Annotated in this window: 15 protein-coding genes; 14 read left to right on the forward strand and 1 reads right to left on the reverse strand. The window is 69.1% G+C overall.

Annotation, left to right across the window (positions count from 1 at the left end):
- The first annotated feature begins 1 nt into the window (after position 1).
- The 14 genes from AB1634_03925 (at position 2) to AB1634_03990 (ending at position 22,443) form a co-directional block, all read left to right on the forward strand.
- Positions 2-1,630: a B12-binding domain-containing radical SAM protein gene (locus AB1634_03925; protein MEW6218668.1), complete on the forward strand. Its 1,629-nt coding sequence runs from the start codon at positions 2-4 to the stop codon at positions 1,628-1,630.
- Complete coding sequence (locus AB1634_03930) at positions 1,627-4,137, forward strand: CoA transferase (GenBank protein ID MEW6218669.1); 2,511 nt, start codon at positions 1,627-1,629, stop codon at positions 4,135-4,137. Before AB1634_03925 ends, AB1634_03930 begins: the two co-directional genes overlap by 4 nt.
- A 142-nt stretch (positions 4,138-4,279) precedes the next feature.
- Entirely contained in the window at positions 4,280-6,742 is a 2,463-nt protein-coding gene (locus AB1634_03935; protein MEW6218670.1) for a class I SAM-dependent methyltransferase, read from the forward strand.
- Between the two features lie 5 nt (positions 6,743-6,747).
- The gene (locus AB1634_03940) at positions 6,748-8,163 is read left to right on the forward strand and encodes a tetratricopeptide repeat protein (protein ID MEW6218671.1); all 1,416 of its coding nucleotides are present in this window, start codon (positions 6,748-6,750) and stop codon (positions 8,161-8,163) included.
- 19 nt (positions 8,164-8,182) lie between these two features.
- Positions 8,183-10,474 carry an HlyD family efflux transporter periplasmic adaptor subunit gene (locus tag AB1634_03945; protein MEW6218672.1) on the forward strand — a complete coding sequence of 764 codons (2,292 nt, stop codon included), beginning with the start codon at positions 8,183-8,185 and terminating at the stop codon, positions 10,472-10,474.
- Positions 10,475-10,552: 78 nt separating this feature from the next.
- Entirely contained in the window at positions 10,553-12,022 is a 1,470-nt protein-coding gene (locus tag AB1634_03950) for a TolC family protein (GenBank protein MEW6218673.1), read from the forward strand.
- The gene (locus AB1634_03955) at positions 12,019-13,053 is read left to right on the forward strand and encodes a PHB depolymerase family esterase (GenBank protein MEW6218674.1); all 1,035 of its coding nucleotides are present in this window, start codon (positions 12,019-12,021) and stop codon (positions 13,051-13,053) included. The genes AB1634_03950 and AB1634_03955 overlap by 4 nt, the downstream gene beginning before the upstream one ends.
- Positions 13,054-13,165: 112 nt before the next feature.
- Positions 13,166-13,795: a hypothetical protein gene (locus AB1634_03960; GenBank protein ID MEW6218675.1), complete on the forward strand. Its 630-nt coding sequence runs from the start codon at positions 13,166-13,168 to the stop codon at positions 13,793-13,795.
- A gap of 93 nt (positions 13,796-13,888) precedes the next feature.
- On the forward strand, positions 13,889-16,018 hold the full coding sequence (locus tag AB1634_03965) for an ABC transporter substrate-binding protein (GenBank protein ID MEW6218676.1): 2,130 nt from the start codon (positions 13,889-13,891) through the stop codon (positions 16,016-16,018).
- A gap of 11 nt (positions 16,019-16,029) precedes the next feature.
- The gene (locus AB1634_03970; GenBank protein MEW6218677.1) at positions 16,030-16,989 is read left to right on the forward strand and encodes an ABC transporter permease; all 960 of its coding nucleotides are present in this window, start codon (positions 16,030-16,032) and stop codon (positions 16,987-16,989) included.
- A 240-nt stretch (positions 16,990-17,229) separates the two neighbouring features.
- A complete protein-coding gene (locus AB1634_03975) occupies positions 17,230-18,003 on the forward strand; it encodes an ATP-binding protein (GenBank protein ID MEW6218678.1) in 774 nt (257 codons plus the stop codon).
- Positions 17,996-18,931, forward strand: coding sequence for an ABC transporter permease (locus tag AB1634_03980; GenBank protein ID MEW6218679.1), 936 nt, complete (start codon positions 17,996-17,998; stop codon positions 18,929-18,931). Before AB1634_03975 ends, AB1634_03980 begins: the two co-directional genes overlap by 8 nt.
- Before the next feature lie 22 nt (positions 18,932-18,953).
- Positions 18,954-21,320: an SNF2-related protein gene (locus tag AB1634_03985; protein ID MEW6218680.1), complete on the forward strand. Its 2,367-nt coding sequence runs from the start codon at positions 18,954-18,956 to the stop codon at positions 21,318-21,320.
- Positions 21,310-22,443: a hypothetical protein gene (locus AB1634_03990; protein MEW6218681.1), complete on the forward strand. Its 1,134-nt coding sequence runs from the start codon at positions 21,310-21,312 to the stop codon at positions 22,441-22,443. The genes AB1634_03985 and AB1634_03990 overlap by 11 nt, the downstream gene beginning before the upstream one ends.
- A gap of 99 nt (positions 22,444-22,542) precedes the next feature.
- Here AB1634_03990 and AB1634_03995 read toward each other — a convergent pair whose 3' ends face one another.
- The gene (locus AB1634_03995; protein MEW6218682.1) at positions 22,543-23,100 is read right to left on the reverse strand and encodes a Uma2 family endonuclease; all 558 of its coding nucleotides are present in this window, start codon (positions 23,098-23,100) and stop codon (positions 22,543-22,545) included.
- Between the last annotated feature and the right edge of the window lie 230 nt (positions 23,101-23,330).

Genomic DNA, 23,330 nt, shown 5'->3' on the forward strand with positions numbered 1-23,330 from the left:
CATGACGAATCCTCTGGACATCCTCTTCATCGGCGCGGTCATGAATTACGACGGCCGCACCGGCTCCCTGGCCAACTACATCCGCCAGGACGGCAAGTGGATTGCGCCTTTCCAGTACATCTACCGCCAGCATCCGCAGCTGTTCCGTTCCGAGGCGGAGGCCTGCGTCTACGACATCCCCAACCTGTCCATCTGCGAGCTGGTGGACTACCTGGCCCGCCAGGGCGAGCTTTCTTTCCACATCGTCTGGCACTTCGATTACCACCGGGAGGAGATTGTGGACATCCTCCGTTCCCGGCCGCCGCGGCTGGTGGCGGTGTCCAGCACCCTGGCCTTCTTCCCCGAGTATCTGAAGGCGGCCGTCCGCTGGCTCAACGAGCACAAGGCGCCCGAGACCCGGGTGGTGGTGGGCGGCAAGTGGCTGTACGCCAACTGGAGCACCCTGGCGGCCTCGGCGCGGCTGGAGCGGCTCCTGGCCGAGGTGGACGCCGACTTCTATGTCATCAACCGTTACGGTCAGGAGACCCTGCACCGGCTGCTCCAGGCGGCACGGGCCGGGGACGGGGCAGCCATGGCCGGGCTGCCCAATCTGGCCTGGCGCCGGCGGCTGGACCTGGGGCCGGTGCGGCCGGATGCCGCCCTGGCCGGGCCGGATTATGTCATCAATCCGGTGGTCATGGAGACCCAGGTGGAGGGCGCCAATCTGGTGGATTTCGGCCGCATCGGCCAGCGCTTTCTGGGGGAGATCGTCCATGTGCGCACCGCCAGCTCCTGCCCCTTCCGCTGCCGGTTCTGCACCTTCCCGGCCCTGGCCGGTGACTACGTGGCCTTCGATCTCGATGGGGTGATGGCCCAGCTGCGGCAATTGAAAGGCCTGGGGGTGCGCTACCTCTTTTTCATCGACGACACCTTCAACGTGCCCCTGAAGCGGTTCGAGGATCTTCTGGACCGGATGATCGCCGCGGATCTGGGCATGGAGTGGGTGTCGTTCTTCCGGCCCCAGTTCGCCAACGCCCAGGTGGTGGCCAAGATGCGGGACGCCGGCTGCCGCATGGTCTTCTGCGGCATCGAGTCGGGCAACGACCGGATCCTGGCGGCCATGAACAAGAAGGTGACCGTGGCGGACTTTCTGCGCGGCTTTGCATTCCTGGACCGGGCCGGCATCACCATCGCCGCCTCCTATTTCGTCGGCTATCCAGGGGAGACATACCAGACCGCCATGGACACCCTGGCCCTGGTGAGTGACCCCCGCATCGCCTTCTCCCGGGGCTCGGTCTTCTACTACGACCCCAATGCGCCGGTGGGACGGATGGCCGAGGAGTATGGCCTTTCCGGCTTCGGCGCCGAGTGGCGCCACAAGACCATGACCAGCCGGGAGGCGGCCCAGATCCATCTGGAGATGGTGGACCGGATGGAAAGCGTCAATGTGCAGATCTCCGACGGCGCGGGCTGGAGTGTGTTCCACCTCTACGCCAAAGGGCTGTCCATCGAACAGCTCAAGGCCCTCTATGCCGAGTTCAATGCCCTCCAGAAGGAGCAGATCCGGGCCGCCGGCCGCCTGGCCCTGTCCCAGTACCGGGTCTTCGGCCGGAAGCGGCCGGAGGCGCAGGCGACCGAGGAGGGCCCATGACCGCCGCTGCCTTGGCCGGCCTCAAGGTGGTGGACCTCTCCGAGTTCCGGGCCGGGCCGTACTGCACCAAGCTCCTGGCGGGATTCGGCGCCCAGGTCATCAAGATCGAGCGGCCGGGGACCGGCGATCCGTTGCGGCAGCAGGGTCCCTTTGCCGGCGACCGGCCGGACCCGGAGCACTCCATCCCCTACCTGTGGCTGGGCACCGGCAAGCTGAGCCTGGCCCTGGACCTCACCGACCCCCGGGGCCAGGCCCTGGCCCGCCGGCTGTGCACCACCTGGGCCGATGTGGTGGTGGAAAGCTTTGCCCCCGGCGTTCTGGATCGCCTGGGCCTGGGCTGCCAGGCGTTGCGGGCCGAATCTCCGGGGCTGGTCTGGACCTCGATCACCGGCTTCGGCCAAACCGGCCCCTACCGGGATTACCAGGCCGAGGAGATGACCTTCTACGCCCTGAGCGGCCAGATGAACGCCACCGGCGATCCGGACCGGGAGCCCCTGGCCCCTGGCACGGCAATCAACCAGTACACCGCCGGGCTGCACGCCTACATCGGCACCCTTTTGGCCTTGCGCCATCGCGAGAAGACCGGCCTGGGCCAGCAGGTGGACATCGCCATCCTGGAAGGAGGGATCGATCACATCGAGATCGCGGTGGCCAACTGGCTCCACGAAGGGGTGGCGAGCCGGCGCTCCAAGCACCTCATGGTGCCCTGGCGGGACTACCCCTGCCAGGACGGCCTGGCCACGGTGATCTGCGCCCCCTTCCGGAACTGGCTCAAAGGGGCCCAGCTCTTCGAGGCCCCGGAGCTTCTGGCCCCCCGCTTCCATCATGTGCGGGGCCGGCATCTGGCCCGGGAGGAGGTGGAGGCCCTCATCGCCCCCTGGCTGGCGACCAAGACCCGGCAGGAGATCTTCCAGGCCGGCCAGGCCAGGGGCCTGGCCTTCGGCTACGTGGCCAGCCTGCCCGAGGTCCTGGCGCTGCCCCAGCTGGCGGCCCGGGGCTTCTTGACGCCCACACCGGACGGCCGCGGCGGCATCCCTCCGTACGCCGGCGCGCCCTTTGTCCTCTCCGCTACCCCCTGGCAGCAGGGCCGGGCGCCGTTTCTGGGCGAGCACACCCGGCCAGTGCTGGCCGGGATCCTGGGGCTGACCGCGGCCGAGATCGAGGCGCTGGTGGCGGCCGGGGTGGCGGCCGGGCCGGTGGGAACGGGGGGCTTCTCTCACCCCGGCCATCCCTCGCTGGCTCCTCCTTCCCCCAGCGGGGGGAGGTTGGGGAGGGGGGCTGCGCCATTGTCCCATGTCACTGGCGGGCCCCTGGCCGGCATCCGCATCCTGGACCTCACCCACAGCTGGGCCGGCCCCCACGGCACCCGCATCCTGGCGGATTGCGGGGCCGAGGTGATCAAGATCGAGTACCTGCCCCGGCTCTGCCTCCTCCGGGGGGGCATCGTCGCGGGCGGGATGTACAACCAGCGGCCCATGTGGCGGCAGGTGAACCGGGGCAAGCGCTCCATCACCCTGGATCTGGACGATCCCCGGGACCGGGCCAGCTTCCTCGACCTGGTGCGGCTGGCCGACGTGGTGGCCGAGAACAGCCGCGGCGGGGTACTGGCGCGCCGCGGCCTTGACTACACGGGCCTCGCCAGGGTAAAGCCGGATATCATCCTCCTGTCCATGGCGGCCTTCGGCCACAGCGGCCCCTGGGCCGGCTATGCCGGCTACGGCGCCACCATGGAGGCCCTGAGCGGGCTGGCGACGCTCACCGGCTACCGGGACGGCAGCGGCCCCAAGCGGATCCGGGAGCTGGACGTGGCCAACGGCATCTGCGGCGCGGCCGCGGTGCTGACCGCCCTGGCGCACCGGGACGCCACCGGTCGCGGCCAGTGGATCGATCTGTCGCAGCTGGAAACCGCAGCCCACGCCCTGGTGGGCGAGCATCTTCTGGAATACGCCATGACCGGCCGCCTGCCCGAGCCCCGCGGCAACCGCCACCGCTTCTTCGCCCCCAGCGGCTGCTATCCGTGCGCCGGCGAGGACCGCTGGGTGACGCTGGCGGTGCGCAGCGATGCGGAGTGGCAGCGTCTGGGTGAGGTCCTGGGGGAGGCGGCCTGGGCCGGCCAGGAGCACTTCGCCACCGCCGCCGGCCGCATGGCGCGGCACGACGAGATCGATCGCCGGCTTGCCGCCTGGACCAGGGCCCGCTCGCCGCGGGAGGCCATGACCATCCTCCAGCAGGCGGGGATTGCGGCCGGCGCCGTGTCATCAGTGGCGGATCTGGCCGCCGATCCCCACCTGGCAGCCCGGGGCTTTTTTGCCCCCGCCGCGGCAGGGGACGGCCAGCGCTACCCCGGCAATCCGATCCGGCTGGGCCGTGGCGGCAGCCCCATTTCCTGGCCGGGACCGGATCTCGGCCGCGACAATGCCCATGTCTTCGGCACCCTCCTGGGCCGCCCCCCGGCAGAGATCCCGGTGGTGCGCGAAGACCGCATCGGCACCGCCCTCGACCCCTGACCATGACTCCCATTCCCATTCTTCCCATAACTCCCATGCTTCCCATGCTTCCCATGGCCAGGGGCCAAGAACCTGGGAGCTATGAGACTTCTGGGAATTATGGGAAGAATGGGAAGAGAACAACCCGCTTGCGAGGCCTGGCATGGAACTGGCGCTCCGGGAAGACCTGACAGCGGCCAGCCCGACACTGCCGCTCCGGAGGCGGCATTTCGCCCCCGTCGTGGTAGGCGGCTGGGGGGATGCCCAGAACACCTATGTCCACGCCATGGCCTGGTTTCAGGACCATCTCTATGCCGGCGTGACCAGGAACGCCTTGAACGGCGTGCGGCCATACCCCCGCAGCGAGGCGATGGCCATCTACCCGGTGAAGGTCCCGGACATCCAGTGGGACCTGGACTGGCGGGCGCCGATCTGGCGCTATGCGCCGGCAGCCGGCACCTGGGAGCGGGTCTTTGTCTCGCCCATGGCCATGGGTAGCCGGGGCTTTCCGGTGCCCCGCCAGTGGGGCTACCGGAACATGGCGGTGTTCCAGGGCAGAAGCGATCCGGCGCCGGCCCTCTACGCCGTGTCCTGGGGCTCGCACATGGGGCCCGGGCCCCACGTGCTCCGCTCCCTGGACGGCTGCCAGTTCGACGAGGTGGGGGACGAGGCCCTGAAGAGGATCGGCGCCACCACCCTGCGGGGCCTGGTGTCCTTCAAGGGCCGCCTGTTCACCTCGCCGGCTGCCCGCTGCGGCGGCACCGACACCGGCACCCACGACGTGCCCATCATCCTGGTCAGCGAGGACCCGGCGTGCGGCGCCTGGCACCAGGCCTGCCCGCCCTGCTTCGGCGATCCCAACAACATCGCCGTCTCGGTGATGGCGGCCAATGGCCATTATCTGTACGCCGGCACCATGAATCCGGTGGCTGGCTACCAGATCTGGCGCACCGCGGCGGAGGGCCCGCCGCCGTACCGCTGGGAGCCGGTGATCATCCGGGGGGCCTTCCGGGGCAACCTCAACGAGGCGGCGGCCACCCTGTGTCCCTTCCGGGGCAGCCTGTACGTGGGCAGCGGCATCTACAACCTGGGCTTCGACCGCATCCACGGGGTGGGACCGGGCATGCCGGAGCTTATCCGTATCCATCCGGACGGCTCCTGGGAGCTGGTGGCCGGCGAGCCCCGGAATACCCCCCAGGGGGTGAAGACGCCATTGAGCGGCATGGGGGCCGGGTTCAACAACCCCTTCGTGGGCTACATCTGGAGCATGTGCGAGCACCAGGGCTGCCTGTATCTCGGCACCGCCAACTGGTCGAGCTGGCTCCTGTTTACCCGGGACGAGATCTGGGACGAGCACATCGCCCGCCACTTGCCCTCCGTGGACCGGGACGCCCTGCTGGCCCATTTCGGGGGCTTCGAGCTGTGGCGCTCGCCGGATGGTGCGCGCTGGGAGGCCGTCACCCGCAACGGCTTCGGCAATCCGTACAACGTCGGGGTGCGCACCATGGTCTCCAGCCCGGCCGGGCTCTTCATCGGTGTCGTCAACCAGTTCGGCGAGGAGGTGGCGGTGCGGCGCACCGCCGGCTGGCGCTACGAGTCCAACCGGCAGGGCGGGGTGGAGGTCTGGCTGGGCCGCCACGACCGGCGGCCGGCGCGACCGGAGGTGGTGGTGCCTGGCCGGCAGGCGCTGCCCTGGCCGGAGGCGCAGCTGGACGACTACTGGCTCCTGCTGCCCGGGGTGAGCGAGCGCCATCTGGGCCTGGTGACCCGCTTCTACGAAGGCAGCGGCTGGCACGCCACCGGGTTCTGGCGCCCGGGTGGGCGCTCGGCCCGGGAGGCCTGCGAGAATCTCCTGGAGGAGCTGCTGGCGTTCTTCCGGCAGGAGCCGGAAGGCCGGGAGCCCCGCTATCCCAAGCCGGAGGAGGTGGCGGCCTGGATGGCCGCCCGCTCCGCCCGGCCGTGGGAGGACTACCAGGCGGAGCGCACCGCCTTGAGCTGCGAGCGGGTTCTCGATGTGGGCTGCGGCCTGGGCAGCTCCACCGGTTATCTGAGCCGCTATTTTGCGGCGGACGGCCTGGTCGGCGTGGCCGCCGGCAAGAAGGCCGCGGCGGTGTGCCGCCGCCGGTTCCCGGGCTTGCGCTTCGTGGCCGGCCGCTGGCCCCGGCTGCCTTTTGGCCGGGATGCCTTTGACAAGGCGGTCTGCCTGGAGGGCCTGGCGGCCGGGGGCAGCCGCCGGCGGCTCCTGGCCGAGATTTGGCGGGTCTTGGCGCCCGGCGGCCTGCTGGCCTTGGCCGACCTGCTCCGGCCGGCCTCCGGCAACGAGCCCCGGTCTGCCGAGGAGCTGGCCGCCCTTCTCGAGGAGATGGGCTTCCAGGAGGTGCGGGTGGCCGACGTCACCAGCCGGACCAGCGAGCGCCTGCGGGTCCAGGCATTGCGCTTTTTCCATCTGGAGGCCGTGCTCAAGGGTGCCACCGGGGACGAGGTGGCGGATTTTCTCGCCGGTCTGCCGGGGGGGAGCGGCGAGACCCGCCGCTTTCTCATCGGCTGCGGCCGGAAGGGGGAGGCTGCGCCGGGCGGCCGGCCAGGCCCGGGCTCCGTCATCCGCGGGCTGTTCGGAAGGGGGTAACGACCATGGACGAGACCTTTCTGCCCCGCATCAAGCGGCTAGGCCACGGCCCCCAGACCCGCCTTGCCCTGGCGGTCGCCCTGGTGGAGCAGGGGGATGCCGCGGCGGCCATGGCGGAATGCCAGGCGGTGCTGCGCTGGAGCGACCGGTATGCCCTGGCCCATTTCGTGCTGGCCGGCATCTACTCCGATCTGGGCCGCTATGACGAGGCCCTGACCAGCTCTGCCCGGGCCCTGGCCTTCGACCAGGGCATCACCGAGGCGCACCGCCTGCGCTCGTACATCCTGGCCGAGACCGGTCACTACCCCGAGGCCCTGGCCGAGCGCCAGGCGGCCCTGGCCCTGGACCCGGAGAACGCCCTGGACCACCACCGGCTGGGGGAACTGCAGTTGGCGATGGGCCAGAACAAGGCGGCCCTGGCCAGCTTCCGGGAGGCCGCCCGCTTGAACCCGCAGATGGCCGTGGCCTACTTCGGCATCGCCAACGCCCATCTGCGCCACGAGGAGGAGGAGGCCATCGCCGCCCTGGAGACGGCTCTGCGCATCAGCCCCGGCTTTCCCAAGGCCCATCTGCTCCTGGGCGACATCGCGGCAAGCCGTGGCGATCATGGGGGCGCCATCCGCCATTACCGGGACGCCCTCAGCCTCAACCAGCGCCAGGCCGAGCCCCACTTCCGCCTTGGCGAGCTGCACTTCCACCTGGGCCGCTTTCCCACCGCCCTGGTGGAGTACCGGCTGGCCCTGGTCATCAAGCCCCGCTACGCCCCGGCCCACCACCGCCTGGGGAATGTCTACTTCCGCCTCGGCCACTACGATCTGGCCATCCGCCAGTACGAGGCAGCCCTGACCCACAACCCCAACCTGGCCGCGGCCCGGGCCGACACCGGCGATGCCCTCCTGGCCCTGGGCCGCTGGCAGGAGGCCATCGACCACTACCGGCGGGCCCTGGCCCAGGTGGATCTGGCCTGCCCCGAGGGCGAGACGGCGCTGGGCGAGGAGCGCTTCCTGGAGGCGATCCGCGCCTTCCGCGGCCGGCTGGGCCTGGACCCGGCCCTGATCGTGCCGGCGGCCGTGGAGGGGGGAGGGCTGCCCCCGGAGACCCTGGGCCACGACGAGCGCCGGGCGGATCAGCGGCTGGCCCTGGCCATGCCGGTGGACGTCCGGGCCCGGCCGGGCAGCTACCTGGGCGCCACCCTGGTCAATGTCTCCAAGCACGGCCTGCTGCTCGACAGCCCGGAGCCGGTGGCCCTGGGCAGCGAGATCGAGGTGATCACCGGCCTGGAACTGGGGGGCCAGAAGCTGGCTGCCCGGGGCCGGATCGTCCGCCAGGAGGACTGGACGGCTGGCCTGCCGTACCGCTACGGCGTGGCCCTCCTGGAGCGGAACGAGGCATGGGAGCAGTATCTGGCCGAAACAGCGTGAGACCAACCGGAGGCAATCCATGGCTGCACCAAGACCCGTGCTGCGCCAGGACCTGGTGATCCTGCCGCGCCTGGACGGCGAGGGCTCGTTCCGCTACCTGGTCCGGGACCCCAGAAGCGGCGAGCTGTTTGATCTCGGGGAGGAGGAGATTTTCCTGTGCCAGCAGCTGGATGGCTCCCGGGAGCGGGCGGCGGTGGGCGCGGCCTTTGCCGAGCGCTTCGGCAAGCCGATCAGCGATGACAGCCTGGGGGCCTTCATCCGCCACCTGGGCAGCCTGGGCCTTCTGGCGCAACGTACCGGCGAAGAGACCCTGGTGGGGGCCGACGAGGGCACGAAGCACCGGCTGGGCAATCCGGATCGGCTGTTGACCTTCCTCAAGGGGCAGCTGGGCTGGTGCTTTTCATCTTTCGGCCTGGGGCTGGTGGCGGCTCTGGCCTGTCTGGCCCTGGGAGTGGCCGCGGCCCACGGCGGCGACCTCCTGCACGAGCTGCGGATGATCGGCCGGCAACGGATCATGGTCGCCGTGCCGCTCTTCTGGATCTTCGGCATCATCCCGGCCGCCGAAGGGGTCAAGGCCCTGGCCTGTCAGGTGCGGGGCGGCCATGTCCACGAGATCTGCCTGGTCTGGGTCTACCGGGTGATTCCTCACATCTACGCCAACCTGAGCGACGTGTTCTGGGTCATGGACAAGAAGGCCAGGCTGCGGGTGCTGCGGGCCGGCCTCATCTTCCGGCTGGTGCTGATCTCCCTTGGCCTTCTTGTCTGGGTCAACGTGGCGCCAGGCAGTACGCTGCGCACCTTTTCTGCCCTCTTTGTCTGCGCGGCGGTGATCAACCTCGTTCTGGAGGCCTTGCCCCTCCTGCAGCGGGACGGCTATCTCCTTTTTGCGGCCTGGACCGAGCAGCGGGACCTGTGGTACCGGGCCCGGACCCTGCTCAAGGCCCAGGTCTTGGGCCGGCCGCAGCCGGAGCCGCTGGCAGCCGGGGAAGGGCGGCGCTTCCTGGTCTTCGGCCTTCTGGCCTGGCTGGCCCAGTACGGGCTCCTTGCCCTGGTGCTGAGCGCCGTGGGCCTGGAGCTGGTGGAACGCTTCCAGGGGGTTGGTGCCGGGCTCTTCCTGATCATCCTCGGCCTGCGCTGCGAGCCCTTCCTCCGGGGCCAGCTGGAGCGGCTCCCGGGCCGGGCCTCGCTGCCGGTGCTGGCCAACCAGCACGGCCGGGTGTGGCTCTCCCGGCTGGTGTGGATCGTCCTTCTCCTGGGCTTCGCGGTGGTGCTGTTTCTGCCCTACCCCTACGAGGTGGGTGGCGAATTCCGCATCGTGCCGGGCACCCAGTACGGGGTGCGGGCGCCGGTGGCCGGGGAGGTGGAGACGGTCACGGTGGTGGAAGGGCAGGCGGTCAAGAAGGGCGATGTGGTCGCGGTCTTCCAGACCCGGGATGCCCGCATGCGGGTCGAGGCGGCCCAGGCCGCGGTGGACGACCTCAAGGCCCGGCTGCGCCTGTTGCGGGAAGGCGCCAAGCCCGAGGAGATCGCCCTGGCCGAGCAGCAGGTGAGCGCGGCGGCCAAGGCCGCGGAATACAGCCAGGCCCAGGCCCGGCGCTACGAGGAGATGGCCCGGGGCAAGGCGGCGTCGGCCGAGGAGCTGGAGACCGCCCTGCGCAGCCGGGATCTGGACCGGGAGCGCCTGGAGCTGGCCCGCCGCGGCTTGGCCCTGGCCAGAAGCGGCGCCCGCGGCGCCGAGATCCAGGCCGCCGAGGCGGAGCTGCGGCGCCAGGAGGTCCTGCTGGACCATGCCCGGGAGGACCTGCGCCTGACCACCGTGGTCAGCCCTGCGGACGGCCGCATCATCACCCCCCGGGTGGAGGAGACGCGGGGCCAATACCTGGCCGAGGGCGAGCTCTTCCTGGTGGTGGAATGCGACGGCCCCCTGCGGGCCGAGGTGGAGGTGCCCGAGGATGAGATCACGGACGTCGTGCCGGGCGCCCGGGTGCGCCTGCGGACCTGGGCCGATCCCGACACCACCTACCTGGGCTCGGTGCGGGAGATCGCGCCGGTGGCCTACGACAAGAGCCTGAAGAGGGTGCGCCGCACCCTGACCCAGCGGGAGGAGGCCGTGGAGCAGCGGGAGATCCTGCGGGATCAGGGCAAGGCGGTGCGCCTGGTCTGCGACCTGACGCTGCCCGAGGGCATGGTCCTTAGGAGCGACATGACCGGCTGGGCCAAGATCGAGAGCAGCACCCGGCCGGTGGCGGTGGCCTTCACCCGCTGGCTGGTACGGTTTGTGATGGTGGAGGTCTGGTCCTGGATTCCGTAGCCGGGGATGGCGGAGCCGGGCAGAAAGCGCCGGGGCAGCGACGGCCCCAGCAGGCGTAGCGAAGGTCTGGGAGCGAATATGAAGCGCAGTGATGCCATGCGGGTGTTGGTTACGCCAGCTTGCCTCATCGCCCTGGCCGTGCTCGTGCCGGCTGCTGGCCGCAGCCAGGCCCCGGCCGCCAGCCTGGCTCTGGAGCAGGCCCTCGTGCTGCCGGTGGCCGGCGGCGTCACCCTGATGCCGCCGGTGGTGCTGTCCCTGGAGGAGGCGTACCACCTGGCGGGGGCCAGCCACGAGCAGATCGTCATCGCCCGCCAGGAGCTGGACAAGAGCCGGCTCAAGCCGGACCAGGCCAGGAGCATCATGCTGCCCCACGCCAAGGTGGACGGCGACTACCGGCATCTGGACGATGACATGACCCGCACCACCCAGAGTCACCTGGCGGTGCCCGGACTGGGCATCGACCAGGACATCCTGGTCGGGCCGACCCTGGTGGCCCGGGAAGACCAGCTGTCCACCACCTTCTCGGTGCAGCAGGCCCTCTACCAGGGCGAGTATTTTCCTTTGCGCCGCGCCGCCGGCCACACCATCGACCACAGCCGGGAGGCCCTCCAGGAGACGGTCCAGGAGGTCCTGTTCAGCGTCGCCACCGTCTTCTACCGGTGCGTGACCGCCAAGGCCCTGGTGGCCACCGCTGGCCAGCTGCTGGATCTGGCCCGGAAGGACTTGGCGGTGGCCCAGACCAAGGTGCAGGCGGGCAAGCTCACCGAGGACGCGGCTTACCGGGCCCGGCTCAGCGTCACCCGCACCGAGGCCCAACGCCTGAGCGCCCAGCATCAGCTGGTCCTGGCCCGGGATCTCCTGGCCCGGCTGACCGGCCGGTCGACACCGGTGGCGGACGTGGTGGAGCCGGCGCCCCTCCTCCCCCGGGGGGATGACCTCGAAAGCCTCCTGGCCATCGCCCAGGCCAACCGCTACGATTTCCGCCGGGCAGCACTCCGGGTCCAGCTCGCCGAAGACGAGCTGGCCCTGGCCAAAGCGAAGAGCCACCCCTCCCTGGGCGCCGAGTGGCGCTACACCTGGTTCGACCGGGAGCCCCCCACCCTGGACAAGGAATTCTGGGCGGCCATGGTCCGGCTGTCCGTCCCCCTGGTCGAGGGCGGGGCCCGGCTGGCCGAGGAGGAGGAAAAGGCGATCAGCCTGCAACAGGCCCGGACAGCGCAACTCGATCTGGAAAAGCGCATCCGGCTGGAGGTGGTGGAGGCCTTCCTGGGGGTCGGCAACCAGGAGGCGGTTCTGGCCAACGCCCAGCAGCAGGTGGAGGCAGCGGCCAAGAGCCATGAGATCGTCACCGCCCGCTACGACTTCGGCGCCGCCACCTCCCTGGATTACGACCAGGCCTACACCGCCCTGCAGGCAGCCAGGAACAGCCTGGTCACCGAGACCTATGCGTACCAGCTGGCCCTCCTCAAGCTGGAGAAGGCCATCGGCCTGTTCGGCCGGGACGAGGTCGAGGCGCTCATGGCGCAGCAGGGCGAGACGCGGCCATGAGGACGGCCCTTTTGACCCTCTTGCTGATTCTGGGCGCCGGGGGACTGCAGCCACCGGTCCTGGCCGTGGACGGCGGCCGGGATCCCCAGCGGGACGGGGCGATGACCATCTACCCGCTGGCCCACGGCGGCCGGGAGCGCACCTACGGCCTCTACCTGCCCAAAGGGTATGACCCGGGCCGGCCGCACGCCCTTCTCCTTGCCCTCCACGGCGGCACCGGCTCAGCCCGCAAATGGCCGCCCTATACAGACAACGGCTTCGAGCGCCTCGCCGACCAGGACCAGTTCCTGCTGGTGTATCCGGAGGGCGTGGACGGCCAGTGGAACGACCGGCGTGGGGTCCAGGATTTCGTGGCCCACCGGGAGAACGTGGACGATCTCGGCTTCCTGGCCGCCCTGCTGGACAGCCTGGTGGCCCGCTATCCGGTGGATCAGGACCGGATCTACGTGGCCGGCGCCTCCAACGGCGGCATGATGGCCCATTACGTGGGCTCGGAGCTGGGCGACCGGGTGGCGGCCATGGCGGCGGTCATCGCCGCCATCCCGGAGCGGCTTTTGCCCCTGCTCCAGCCGAAGGCGCCGCTGCCGGTGCTCATGATCAACGGCAGCGACGACCCTCTGGTGCGCTGGCAGGGCGGGGTGGTGCGCTTCGCCGGCCGGGAGACCGGTACGGTCATCCCGGTGGAGGAGACCGTCCGGTTCTGGCTGCAGCACAACGGCATCTCCCAGCCACCCCTGGTCACCGAGCTGCCGGACCGGGATCCGGCCGACGGCACCCGGGTGGTGCAACACCTTTACAGCGGCGGCCGGGACAAGAGCGAGGTGGTGCTGTACCAGGTGCAGGGCGGCGGCCATACCTGGCCCGCCTTCCACGATCCCCGCGGCCTTCTCATGCGGCTGGTTGTGGATGAAATGGTGGGCACCAAGAGCCGGGACATCGACGCCTGCCAGCTGATCTGGGCCTTTTTCAAGGCTCATCCCAAGGCTCGGCCGTCCCGGGGTGACGGCTCCGGGCAGGCTTCTTCCCCATAAGCTCCTGGCAGTGCCGGTAGGCAGGCGGCATTTTCTCTTGACACCCGGGCCGGCGTGGGCTTTGATGGCGGCATGGGTGAAAGGCCCAAAGAACGGCGCGGAGGAAATGCTGATGAAGACGATGGCGGTTGCGGTTGCTGCGGGACTCCTCGCGGCCGGGCTTACGGTCAACGCCTCGGCCGCCACCCTGGTCGATGACGGCACCGAGTGGTTCCGGCCCGGTCCGGCCCAGCTGCTTCTGGGCTGGGAGATCCAGGATGCCGGCCATGATCGGGGCGCCACCGAGCTGGGCTTCTTTTTGGCCGGCACCGACCCGCGGCTGGCCACCAGCCGGATCCCCATCTTCGGTCCGGAGGATACCTGTCTTCTGGAGCTGGCCTCGGTCAACTTCGTCACCGGCCGGGTGGCGGATCTGGACGACCAGGAGGATCAGGCCTTCTTCACCCCGACCGGCGCGGCCATCGGCTTCTACTATCGTCTGGACGCCGGCAGCGCCGGCTTTGTCGCCTACTCGGTGCCGGCGTTCAACGACGGCGGCCTGGATCTTGCCGCCACCTATCCGGCCGCCAATCTGGTCAACACCTATCGCCTGGACTTTTTTTCGCCCCAGGGCGAGCGGATGACCGTCCATCTCATGACCGGTCTCCGGCCGGCGGCGGTGCCCATCCCGTCCGGCCTGGTGCTCCTGGGCTCCGGGCTCGCCGGGCTGCTGCCCCTGGCGCGTGGCCGGCGCCGGGCTTAGGCGCTCTTTCCCTCCTTGTGAACGGTTGCGGATTCGCGTAAGGTTAGGCCCTGGCGCAGGGCCCGCTGGGGCCGGCCCAGGCCGAGCCTGATCATGACCGTCCGCCGACTCCTTCTCCTCGCGCCGATCCTCACCATCCTCTTCCTGGCCCAGTCCTATTTCTGGGTGCCCACCTACGAAGAGCAGACCCGGGGCAACCCGGAGCGTCTGGTCGAGTACATCACCGCCCTCACCGGTGACGCCACCATCCTCAATCCGGTGCTCTCCGCCGACGCCTCCAGCGCCAGCATCGAGAACCTGGTCTTCGAGGGCCTCATCGACCGGGACGAGGAGCTGCGCTTCCGGGGCCGGGTGGCCGAAGGCTGGGAGATCTTCGAGGAAGCCTATCTGGTGGTGAACGAGGCGGCGGCGATCCCGGGGCACGGCCACCTGGGGCCGGCGGCCCTGCGGGATCTTCTGGCAGCGGCCCGGGATGGCCTGCTGCCGGTGCCGCCGGCTCTGGCCGCCAGCCTGGCCGGGGTGCGGGACCTGGCGCTGGTGCCCCCCGAGACCCGCACCGAGACAGTGACCGAAAAGGGGGCGGAGGGGCCGGTGCGCCGCACGGTGCAGATCCAGGTGCCGGCCCGGATCCGGCTCACCCTGGCGGCCGTGGACCAGGATCTTTTTGCCCGTCTCGCCCTCTTCCTGGGGCCCGACTATCTGACCTCCTGGGACCCCAGCGGCCGGGTCAGCGTCGAGCCGCCGGTGGCCGGCCAGGCGCTGGCCGCCTATGCGGAGCGCTTCCTGCCGGCGGCCGAGCACAACCCGGTGCTGGTCTTCCGCTTACGTCCCGGCGTGCGCTTCCACGACGGCCATCCCCTCACCGCCGAGGATGTGCGCTTCACCTTCGCCGCGATCATGGATCCGAAGAACCTCTCGCCCCGGCTGGCCGACTACGAGCCGGTCAAAGAGGTCGAGGCCGTTGATCCGCAGACGGTGCGGGTGGTCTACAAGCGCCTCTACTCGCCGGCCCTGGCCACCTGGGCCATGGGCATCCTGCCTGAGCATCTGTTGTCCGACTCGGCCCTGGCTGCCGAGGCGGTGGCGCGGGGCGAGGATCCGGCCGATTTTTCCTTGCGGACCAGCCGCTTCAACCGGGCGCCGGTGGGCTCTGGCCCCTTTGTCTTCAGGGAGTGGCGCTCCGATGAGCAGGTCCGGCTGGTCCGCTTCGCCGGCTACTGGGAAGGGTCGCCCAACTACCAGCGCTATGTGGCCCGCATCATCCCCGATCCGCTGACCCAGGAGATGGAGTTCTACGCCGGCACCATCGACTCCTACGACGTCCAGCCCCACCAGGTGGCGCGCCTGGCTGCCGATCCCCGCTTCCAGGCCTTTTCCGGCCTCGCCCTCGGCTACACCTACATCGGCTACAACCAGCGGCGGCCGCCCTTCGACGACCCCCGGGTGCGCCGGGCTTTGGGCATGGCGGTGGATGTGGACAAGATCATCCGCTACGTCATCCAGGGCCAGGGCGAGCCGATCACCGGCCCCTTCCCCAAGCAGACCGAGTACTACGATCACGGGGTGGCGCCCTTGCCCTTCGATCCCCAGGCCGCCCTGGCCCTCCTGGCCGAGGCCGGCTTCACCCGCAACAGCGAAGGCATCCTCACCCGGGACGGCAAGCCCTTGCGCTTCACCCTCATCACCAACTCCGGCAACGACATCCGCAAGGCGATTCTCACCATCGTCCAGGACGCCTGGAAGCAGATCGGGGTCGATGTGGCCACCGACATCCTGGAGTGGTCGGTGTTCATCAAGGAGCGGGTGAACAAGCTCGATTTCGACGCCGTGATCCTGGGCTGGGCCATGGGTCTGGAGCCGGACCTCTACCAGATCTGGCACTCCTCCCAGGCCGGCCCCTTCCAGCTCAACTTCGTGGGCTTCAACAATCCGGCTGCCGACGAGCTCATCGTCCGCATCCGCCAGGAGTACGACCATGAGCGCCAGAGGGACGCCTGCCGGGAGCTGCACCAGCTGATCGCCGCCGAGCAGCCCTACACCTTCCTTTATGTGGGCAAGTGGACCGCGGTCCTGGACCGCCGCATCGTCATCGCCGAGACCGCGGCGGACGGCACGTCTCGCTTCCGCCGCATCACCCCCACCAAAACCGGCAGCTACGCCTTCCACTTCAACCGCTGGCTGAAGCTGCCGGAGGTGCCGGTCTTCAGCCCGGACGACCGGTAGCGGAGGCCCCCATGCTTGCCTTTCTCGGCCGCAGCCTCATCGAAAAGCTCATCACCCTGTTCTTTGTCTCGGTGGTGTCGTTCCTGATCGTCCACCTCGCTCCCGGCGAGCCGGGCCAGGTGGACCCGCTCAACCCCAAGTTCACACCGGAGATGGTGGAGCGGTTCCGGGCCCAGTTCCATCTGGACGAGCCGCTGCCTGTCCAGTATCTCCTGTATTATCAGGATCTGTTTCAGGACCGCCTGGTCTCCTGGAAGGACAGCCAGCCGGTGCTGGCCAGGATTGTCGACCGCTTCATGAACAGCCTGCCCCTCTTTGTGGTAGGCACCCTCATCACCTGGACCCTGTCCTTCCCGGTGGGCATCCGGGCTGCCTTGCACCGGGGTGGCCCCTACGACCGCAGCACCACCTTCCTGAGCTACCTGCTTTTGTCCATCCCCGGCTTCTTCTTCGCCTATCTGCTCATCATCCTGGTGGTGACCCGGCTGGGCGTGCCGGTCATCGGCCGGGAGACCTTTGGGATAGCCGGCGCCCCGGCCGTGCAGATCTTCATGGACCGGGTCTGGCACCTGGTGCTGCCCAGCATCCTGGGCGCCACCGGCGGCATCGCAGTCCTGTCCCGCTACGTGCGCAGCCAGATGCTGGAGGTGGCCGGTGCCGACTACGTGCGCACCGCCCGGGCCAAGGGCCTGCCGGAAGAGGTCGTCTCCTACCGCCACGCCTTGCGCAACGCCCTCCTGCCCTTTGTCACCATGTTCGGCCTGCTCATCCCCGGCCTCCTGGGCGGCTCGGTGATCATCGAGTCGATCTTCTCCTGGCCGGGCCTGGGCCGCATGGCCTACGAGGCGATCCTGGCCCGGGACTACCCGGTGATCCTCACCGTCAACTTCATCTCCGCGGTGCTGGTCCTGTTCGGCACCCTGGTGTCGGATATTCTGTATTCCCTGGTGGATCCGCGGATCCGGCTGTGAGCAGCGAGCAGGGACGCGGCCGGGGAGCGCCGTCTGGCCGCGCCGCCGCCGAGATATGGCCGCCGGGGAATGCCCGCCGGGGGATGAATCCCCCGGCTATCGTTGGCTGCTCTCGCTCCGCGAGGCGGAGGAAGAGACTTTCCAAGAGAGAGCCAGGGCGTGGCGTAGCACCAGGATCAGCCGGTCTTGTGGAGGCCGGCCGGCAGAATCGGAGCTTTGGGCGGTTGACGGATCCCCAGCATGGAAGATCAGCACATCGAATGGAAAGAGTCGTGGCGGGACGAGTACCTGAAGTGGGTGTGCGCTTTTGCCAATGCCCAGGGCGGGGTGCTGGAGATCGGCCGGGACAGCAAGGGAAGGGTGGTCGGCCTGGCCAACGCGGCGTGTCTTCTGGGGCAGCCATCAGCTACGAGGGCGTGCAGCGGGTGGAAACGTATCCGGTCCCGGAGGGCGCGCTGCGGGAGGCGATTTTCCACCTCATACGCCGACCGGCTGCGCATCTGGAATCCTGGAGAATTGCCGGACAGTTGGTCTGTCGCCAAGCTGCTGGGACCGCATCCCTCCCGACCGTTCAACCCCTCCGTAGCCAACGCCTTCTTCCGGGCGGGTGAAATCGAAGCCTGGGGCCGGGGCATCCAGAGGGTCTTCGAAGCGTGCCGCGAGGCAGGTGCGCCAGAGCCGCGTCTCCAGGTGGAGCCTGGAGAACTGTGGACCGAATTCCCCTTCTCGCCAACGCACTCCACCGACGCTGCCTTCGCTGGCCCCCGTCCCCAGGAGGCGAAGCCTTCAAGGATGAGTGCCCAAGAAACTACCCAAGAAACTACCCAAGAACAGATTGTGGCCATGCTGGGTCAGGACCCGACCCTCACCCGCGAGGCTCTGGCAAGCCGTATCGGGATTACTGCCGACGGCATCAAGGACCACCTTGGGAAACTGAGGCAGGCCGGGCGGATTCGGCACGTCGGTTCGACGAAGAAGGGCCGCTGGGAGATACTGAGGACGGATGATGAGTAGAAGCTCCTTATGGCTGCTGATCCGTGAAAACCGCCTGGCCCTGGCGGGCCTGGTGGTCTTTTGCCTGTTCTTCCTCCTGGCCGTCGCCGGCTACCTCCTCACCGCCGGCAGCACGCCGGTCCTGGACCCGGCCCTGGTGCGGCTGCCGGAGCGGCTGTTGCCGCCGCTTTCCCGGCCGCATCCGGAGCTGCTGGCCCCCGGCGAGCTGCCCCGGCTGGGGATCTATCTCCTGGGCACCGACGAGCTGGGCCGGGACGTCTTGGCCCGCATGCTCCAGGGCGCCTGGGTGTCTTTGACCGTCGGCTTCGTGGCGGTGGGCATCGCGGTGGCCATCGGCGTGGTCTACGGGGGCCTGGCCGGCTACTACGGCGACCGCCGCCTGCGCCTTCTGCCCTGGCTGGGCATCTCCCTGGACAGCCTTCTCATGCGCTTTGTCGATATCATGCTCTGCTTCCCGTCCTTCTTCCTGATCCTCACCGTGGTGGCGGTGCTGCCGGCCAGCATCTACAACATCATGGTGGTGATCGGGCTCACCAGCTGGATGGGCACGGCGCTCTTCGTGCGGGCGGAATTTCTGTCGCTGCGGGAGCAGGATTTCGTCACCGCGGTGCGGGCCCTGGGGCTGTCCGACCGCCGCATCATCTTCCGTCACATGCTGCCCAACGCCCTGGGGCCGGTGCTGGTTTCGGCCACCATCGGCATCGCCAGCGCCATCCTCACCGAGGCCGGCCTGTCCTTCCTCGGTTTCGGGGTGCCGCCCCCCCACGCCACCTGGGGCAACATCCTCTCCGACGGCAAGCGCTTCCTCTTCGACGCCCCCTGGCTGACCCTCATCCCCGGGGTGGCGATCCTCATCGTCGTCCTGGCCTTCAACCTCTTTGGCGAGGGCCTGCGGGACGCCATCAACCCCAAGCTGCGGCAGCGGTGAGCGCCGGCACATTCCTCTGACCATGGCTGCATCCAAGGAAGACCGGCGCAAGGCGCGCCGCAAGGAGAAGCAGAAGGAGGCCCGCCAGCACCGGGTCGCGGCCGCGGAGAAGGAAAGGGCCTTGCTCACCTGGGAGGATGCCTGCTGGTACATGCACCAGGGGGACTTCAAACAGGCCCTCACCCTGGTCGAGGGGATGCTTCGGAAGGACCCGGACCATGTCCCGGCGTTGCAGATGCTGGTGGACCTGGGCGTGTATCTGGATCGACCGGACCTGTGGCTGCGGGCCTCCTGGCCGCTGTTTCAGCTGAAGAAGATCAGGGACGAGCACCTGCAGCATCTGGTCATCGCGCTGGAGCACGTTGGCCGCGACCAGGATGCCCTGGCCGTGGCGGAGGCGGTGTTGGCCCTGTGCGAGGCGAAGAAGATCCGCAGGCCGGTGGCGGTCCGCAAGGAGGTCCTCAGAATGCAGGCCCGCTGCCAGGCTCGCTTGCAGTTTGCCCAGCAGATGCGGGAATGGTCGCAGCCTTCCGAGCCACGCCCGCGAAGGCCACTACTGGGGGATCAGCCCGGAGCGCGCCCGGCTCCGGCACCGGCGAAGGCAGTGCCAGAGCCGTCCATGCCGGCCCCCCCCCCGGCGCCAGCTGCCGTCGCCGCACCGTCCCTGCCGGTGACCGTGGAACTGGCCACCCAAAGCCTCCGTGCGGCCCTGACCCGGGAGCGCCTGAACAGCCGCGCCCAGTACGATCTGGCCCTCTCGGCCCTGGGTATCCGGCTCCAGGATGCCTTCGAGGATCTCCTCTGTCTGGCCGGCCTTTCCGAGGTCCGCTCCTTCTGGTACCAGGAGGAGACGGCGAAGAAGGTTCTGAAGGGCTTCCGGGGCCGGGCCCTTCTGGCGGACGAGGTGGGGCTGGGCAAGACCATCGAGGCCTGCATCGTCCTCAAGGAGTACCTGCTGCGGGGCATGGTCAAGACCGGCCTCATCCTTACCCCGGCGCCCCTGGTCTCCCAGTGGCGGGACGAATTGGCGGCCAAGTTCGGCCTGGCTATGCCCTGCACCGATGACGCCGACTACCGGAGTGGCAGCGCGGCCTTCTGGCAGCAGCCCCTGGTGCTCGCCTCCCTCAACCAGGCCAAGTCGAAGCGGAACTTCGATCTGGTCGTCAGCCGGGAGTACGACATTGTCATCGTCGACGAGGCCCACCACCTCAAGAACCGCAACACCCTGAGCTGGAAGCTGGTGAATGCCCTCCAGAAGCGGTTCCTCCTGCTCCTGACCGCCACGCCGGTGGAAAACAACCTCATGGAGCTCTACAACCTGGTCACCCTCCTGAAGCCAGGGCAGCTCAAGACCGCCGCTGCCTTCCGCCAGGAGTTCATGAGCCGCTCGGACCCCACCGACCCCCAGAACCGGGAGCGGCTGCGGGAGCTCCTGGGCCAGGTGATGATCAGAAACACCCGGGCGGTGGCCCGGCTGGAGATCCCGCCCCGCTTCGCCCACACCGTGCGGGTTACGCCCAGTCCCACGGAAAAGGAGCTTTACGACCGGGTGACCACCCTGGTCCGGACCATGAACAGCCGGGAGGGCCAGGGCCGGCGCCTGGTGCTGGAGAGCCTCCTGGCCGAGGCCGGCTCCTCGCCCCGGGCGGTGAGCCGGACCCTGACCCGGCTGGCCCGCCAGGAGGACTGGGATCCGGATCTGAGGCAGGAGGTGGCCGCCCTGGCCAACATGGCCCGGGACGTGGAGATCAGCCGCAAGAACGAGGTGCTCCTCCAGCTCCTGGCCAAAAACCCGGACAAGACCATCGTCTTCGTCAAGTTCACCGCCACCCTGGAGTACCTGGCCGAGCTGTTCGACTGGCACCGCATCCCCTTTGCCCGCTTCCACGGCGGCCTGTCCAACGAGGCCAAAGACCAGGAGCTGGCCCGCTTCCGGGCCGACGTGGATCTCCTGTTGGCCACCGAGGTGGGCGGCGAAGGCCGCAATCTCCAGTTCTGTCACCAGATGGTGAACTACGACCTGCCCTGGAACCCCATGAAGATCGAGCAACGGATCGGCCGCCTGCATCGCATCGGCCAGGAGCACCAGGTGCTGATCTGGAATCTCGCCGCCGTGGGCTCCATCGAGGACTACATCCTCGAGATCCTGGACAAGAAGATCAACATGTTCGAGCTGGTGATCGGCGAGATCGACATGATCCTGGGCCGGACCGGCGGCGAGGAGGACTTCGCCGATCTGGTCTACGACATCTGGCTCCGTGCCGCCACGGAGGCCGACCGCACCCAGGCCTTCGACGAGCTGGCCCGGCAGCTCAAGCGCTCCAAGACCGCGTACCAGCGCTCCAAGGCCCTGGACGACAAGCTCTTCGGAGAGACCTATGAGATGTGAGGCGCCGCCGGATCTGGCCGGTTTCGTGGCTACGTTCCTGGAACAGCAGGGGGCGGTGGTGGAGCGGCAGCCCGACTCCCTGGAGGCGATTTTGCCTGCCGCGCTGGCCACCACCCTGGGCACCAGCGAGCATCTGCAGCTGGCCGAGGGCGCGGGTGCTGGCCTGGGCTTTGGCTCGCTCCTCCTGGAGCGGCTGGTGACCGAGGCCCTGGCCGGCTTGCCGGTGGCCGGCTGCCGGCTGAGCTTCGAGTACGTCAAGACCCAGGGCTTCGATCGGCTGGTGGCTGAGCAGCTCTTCCTGAGCCGTGCCAAGGGGCAGGTGAAGGGCCAGGCCAGAGCCCTGGGGCAGTACCTGTGGCTGACGGCGCGCTATCTCGCTGCCAGCGACGAGCAGCGGGAGGGACAGGTATCGGTCCTGGCCAATCTGGAGACCGGGGTCCCGGTGCCGGACATGGCGGAGCGTCTGCTCCAGACCCCCAAGGACTATGTGCTGGAGCCGGGACCCACTGCCTGGACCGCCGGCCGGCTGGACCGCCTGCTGCCGATCCTGGATCGCCGGATCCACCAGGCGGTGACCGCTGCCATCGAGCCCTTTGTGGCCAGCATGACCCGGCGGCTGCACCGGGACCTGGCGAGCCTCAAGGAGTACTACACCAGCCTGGGCCGGGAGATGACCCGGGGCCTGGCCCGGGCCGGCTTGTCCGACGCATTGCGCCAGGACCGCCAGGCCAAGATCGAGGCCCTGCCCCAGGAGCTGGCCCGCAAAGAGGAGGATCTGGTGAAGAAGTACAGCCTGCGGGTGGCGGTGCAGCCTGCCGCGGTCATGCTCATCCAGATGCCGGTGGCCCGGGTGCTGTACGAGGTGGCGGTGGGACGAGCGAAAAAGGATCTGTCCCTCACCTACAACCCCCTGACCAAGGCCCTGGAGCCCGTGGCCTGCGAGGGCTGCGGCGGCGGCCTTACCCGGGGCCAGCTCTGCCCGGCCATGCACCTCCTCTGCCCGGCCTGTGGCCCCCGCTGCCCCCGCTGCGCCGGTGATCCAGCCAGGCGGCCCCTTACCGTGAAAGACGAACCGCAGAATGTCCAACAAGGAACTGCGAAGGGAAAAGGGACCGGCAATTGACGTTTCGGATCAGTCCGCCGGTCCCTCCCTGGACGCGGCTGGACATTCCAGGGGTGGCCGGAAGAGACCGGTAGCCCTACCGGGCCGCCGAGCGGTCGTCTACAGCCAGAGGGTCCCGAGATCGATGGCGACCTCCTGGAAAGGCGCCGCCCGCACCCGGTCGTCGTCGATCCAGGTGCCCATGAGGGCCCACACCCCCCCCCCCAGCTGGAAGCACTCCAGAGTCCGGTTGCCAGGGTCGAGATACCAGGCATAGGGCACTCCATGCCGGGCATAGATGGCCATCTTCGTGATCCGGTCCTTGCGGAAGGTGGAGGGGGAAAGGATCTCGCACACCCAGTCCGGAGCAACCGAGATCCAGTTGTCGGCCTCTTCCCTGGGAAAACGCTCCCTCTTCCAGCCGGCCAGATCCGGGACCAGGATGTCCTCACCCAGACCGAGCTCCGGCTCGACCAGGATCACCCAGCCGCCGGGACCGCCCCGGCCCAGGCCATAGGGTGGCACCAGGCCGCCGCCCAGATGCGAGGCGGCAAAGCTGTGCCGCCTCGATGGCCTGGGGGTGGCCACCAGCTCGCCGGCCAGGATCTCGCCGGTCACATGGTCGGGCAGGGCCTGCAGATCGTGGTAGGTGGCGTGGCGTGGCGCGGTCTCGGCCATACTGGTCCTCCTGGCGGCCCAGGGAGGTCGGTCCTGGTGTTGGCAGCAGACCGCTTCTCCGGGCTGCTGTTGACCCGAAATCTGGGGTGCGCTGCCAGGCTCCCCAGTCCAGGCCTGCTTCTCGTCATCAGGCTAGCCAGACCGGGGGAGGGGTGTCAATGCCCCCCCCGCTCCAGCCCGGAATGAACCAAGGGCTAACCGTGTCCTAACCGGCTCCAAACAGAACGGAT

This window comes from Thermodesulfobacteriota bacterium, assembly GCA_040755095.1.
Lineage (GTDB): Bacteria > Desulfobacterota > Desulfobulbia > Desulfobulbales > JBFMBH01 > JBFMBH01.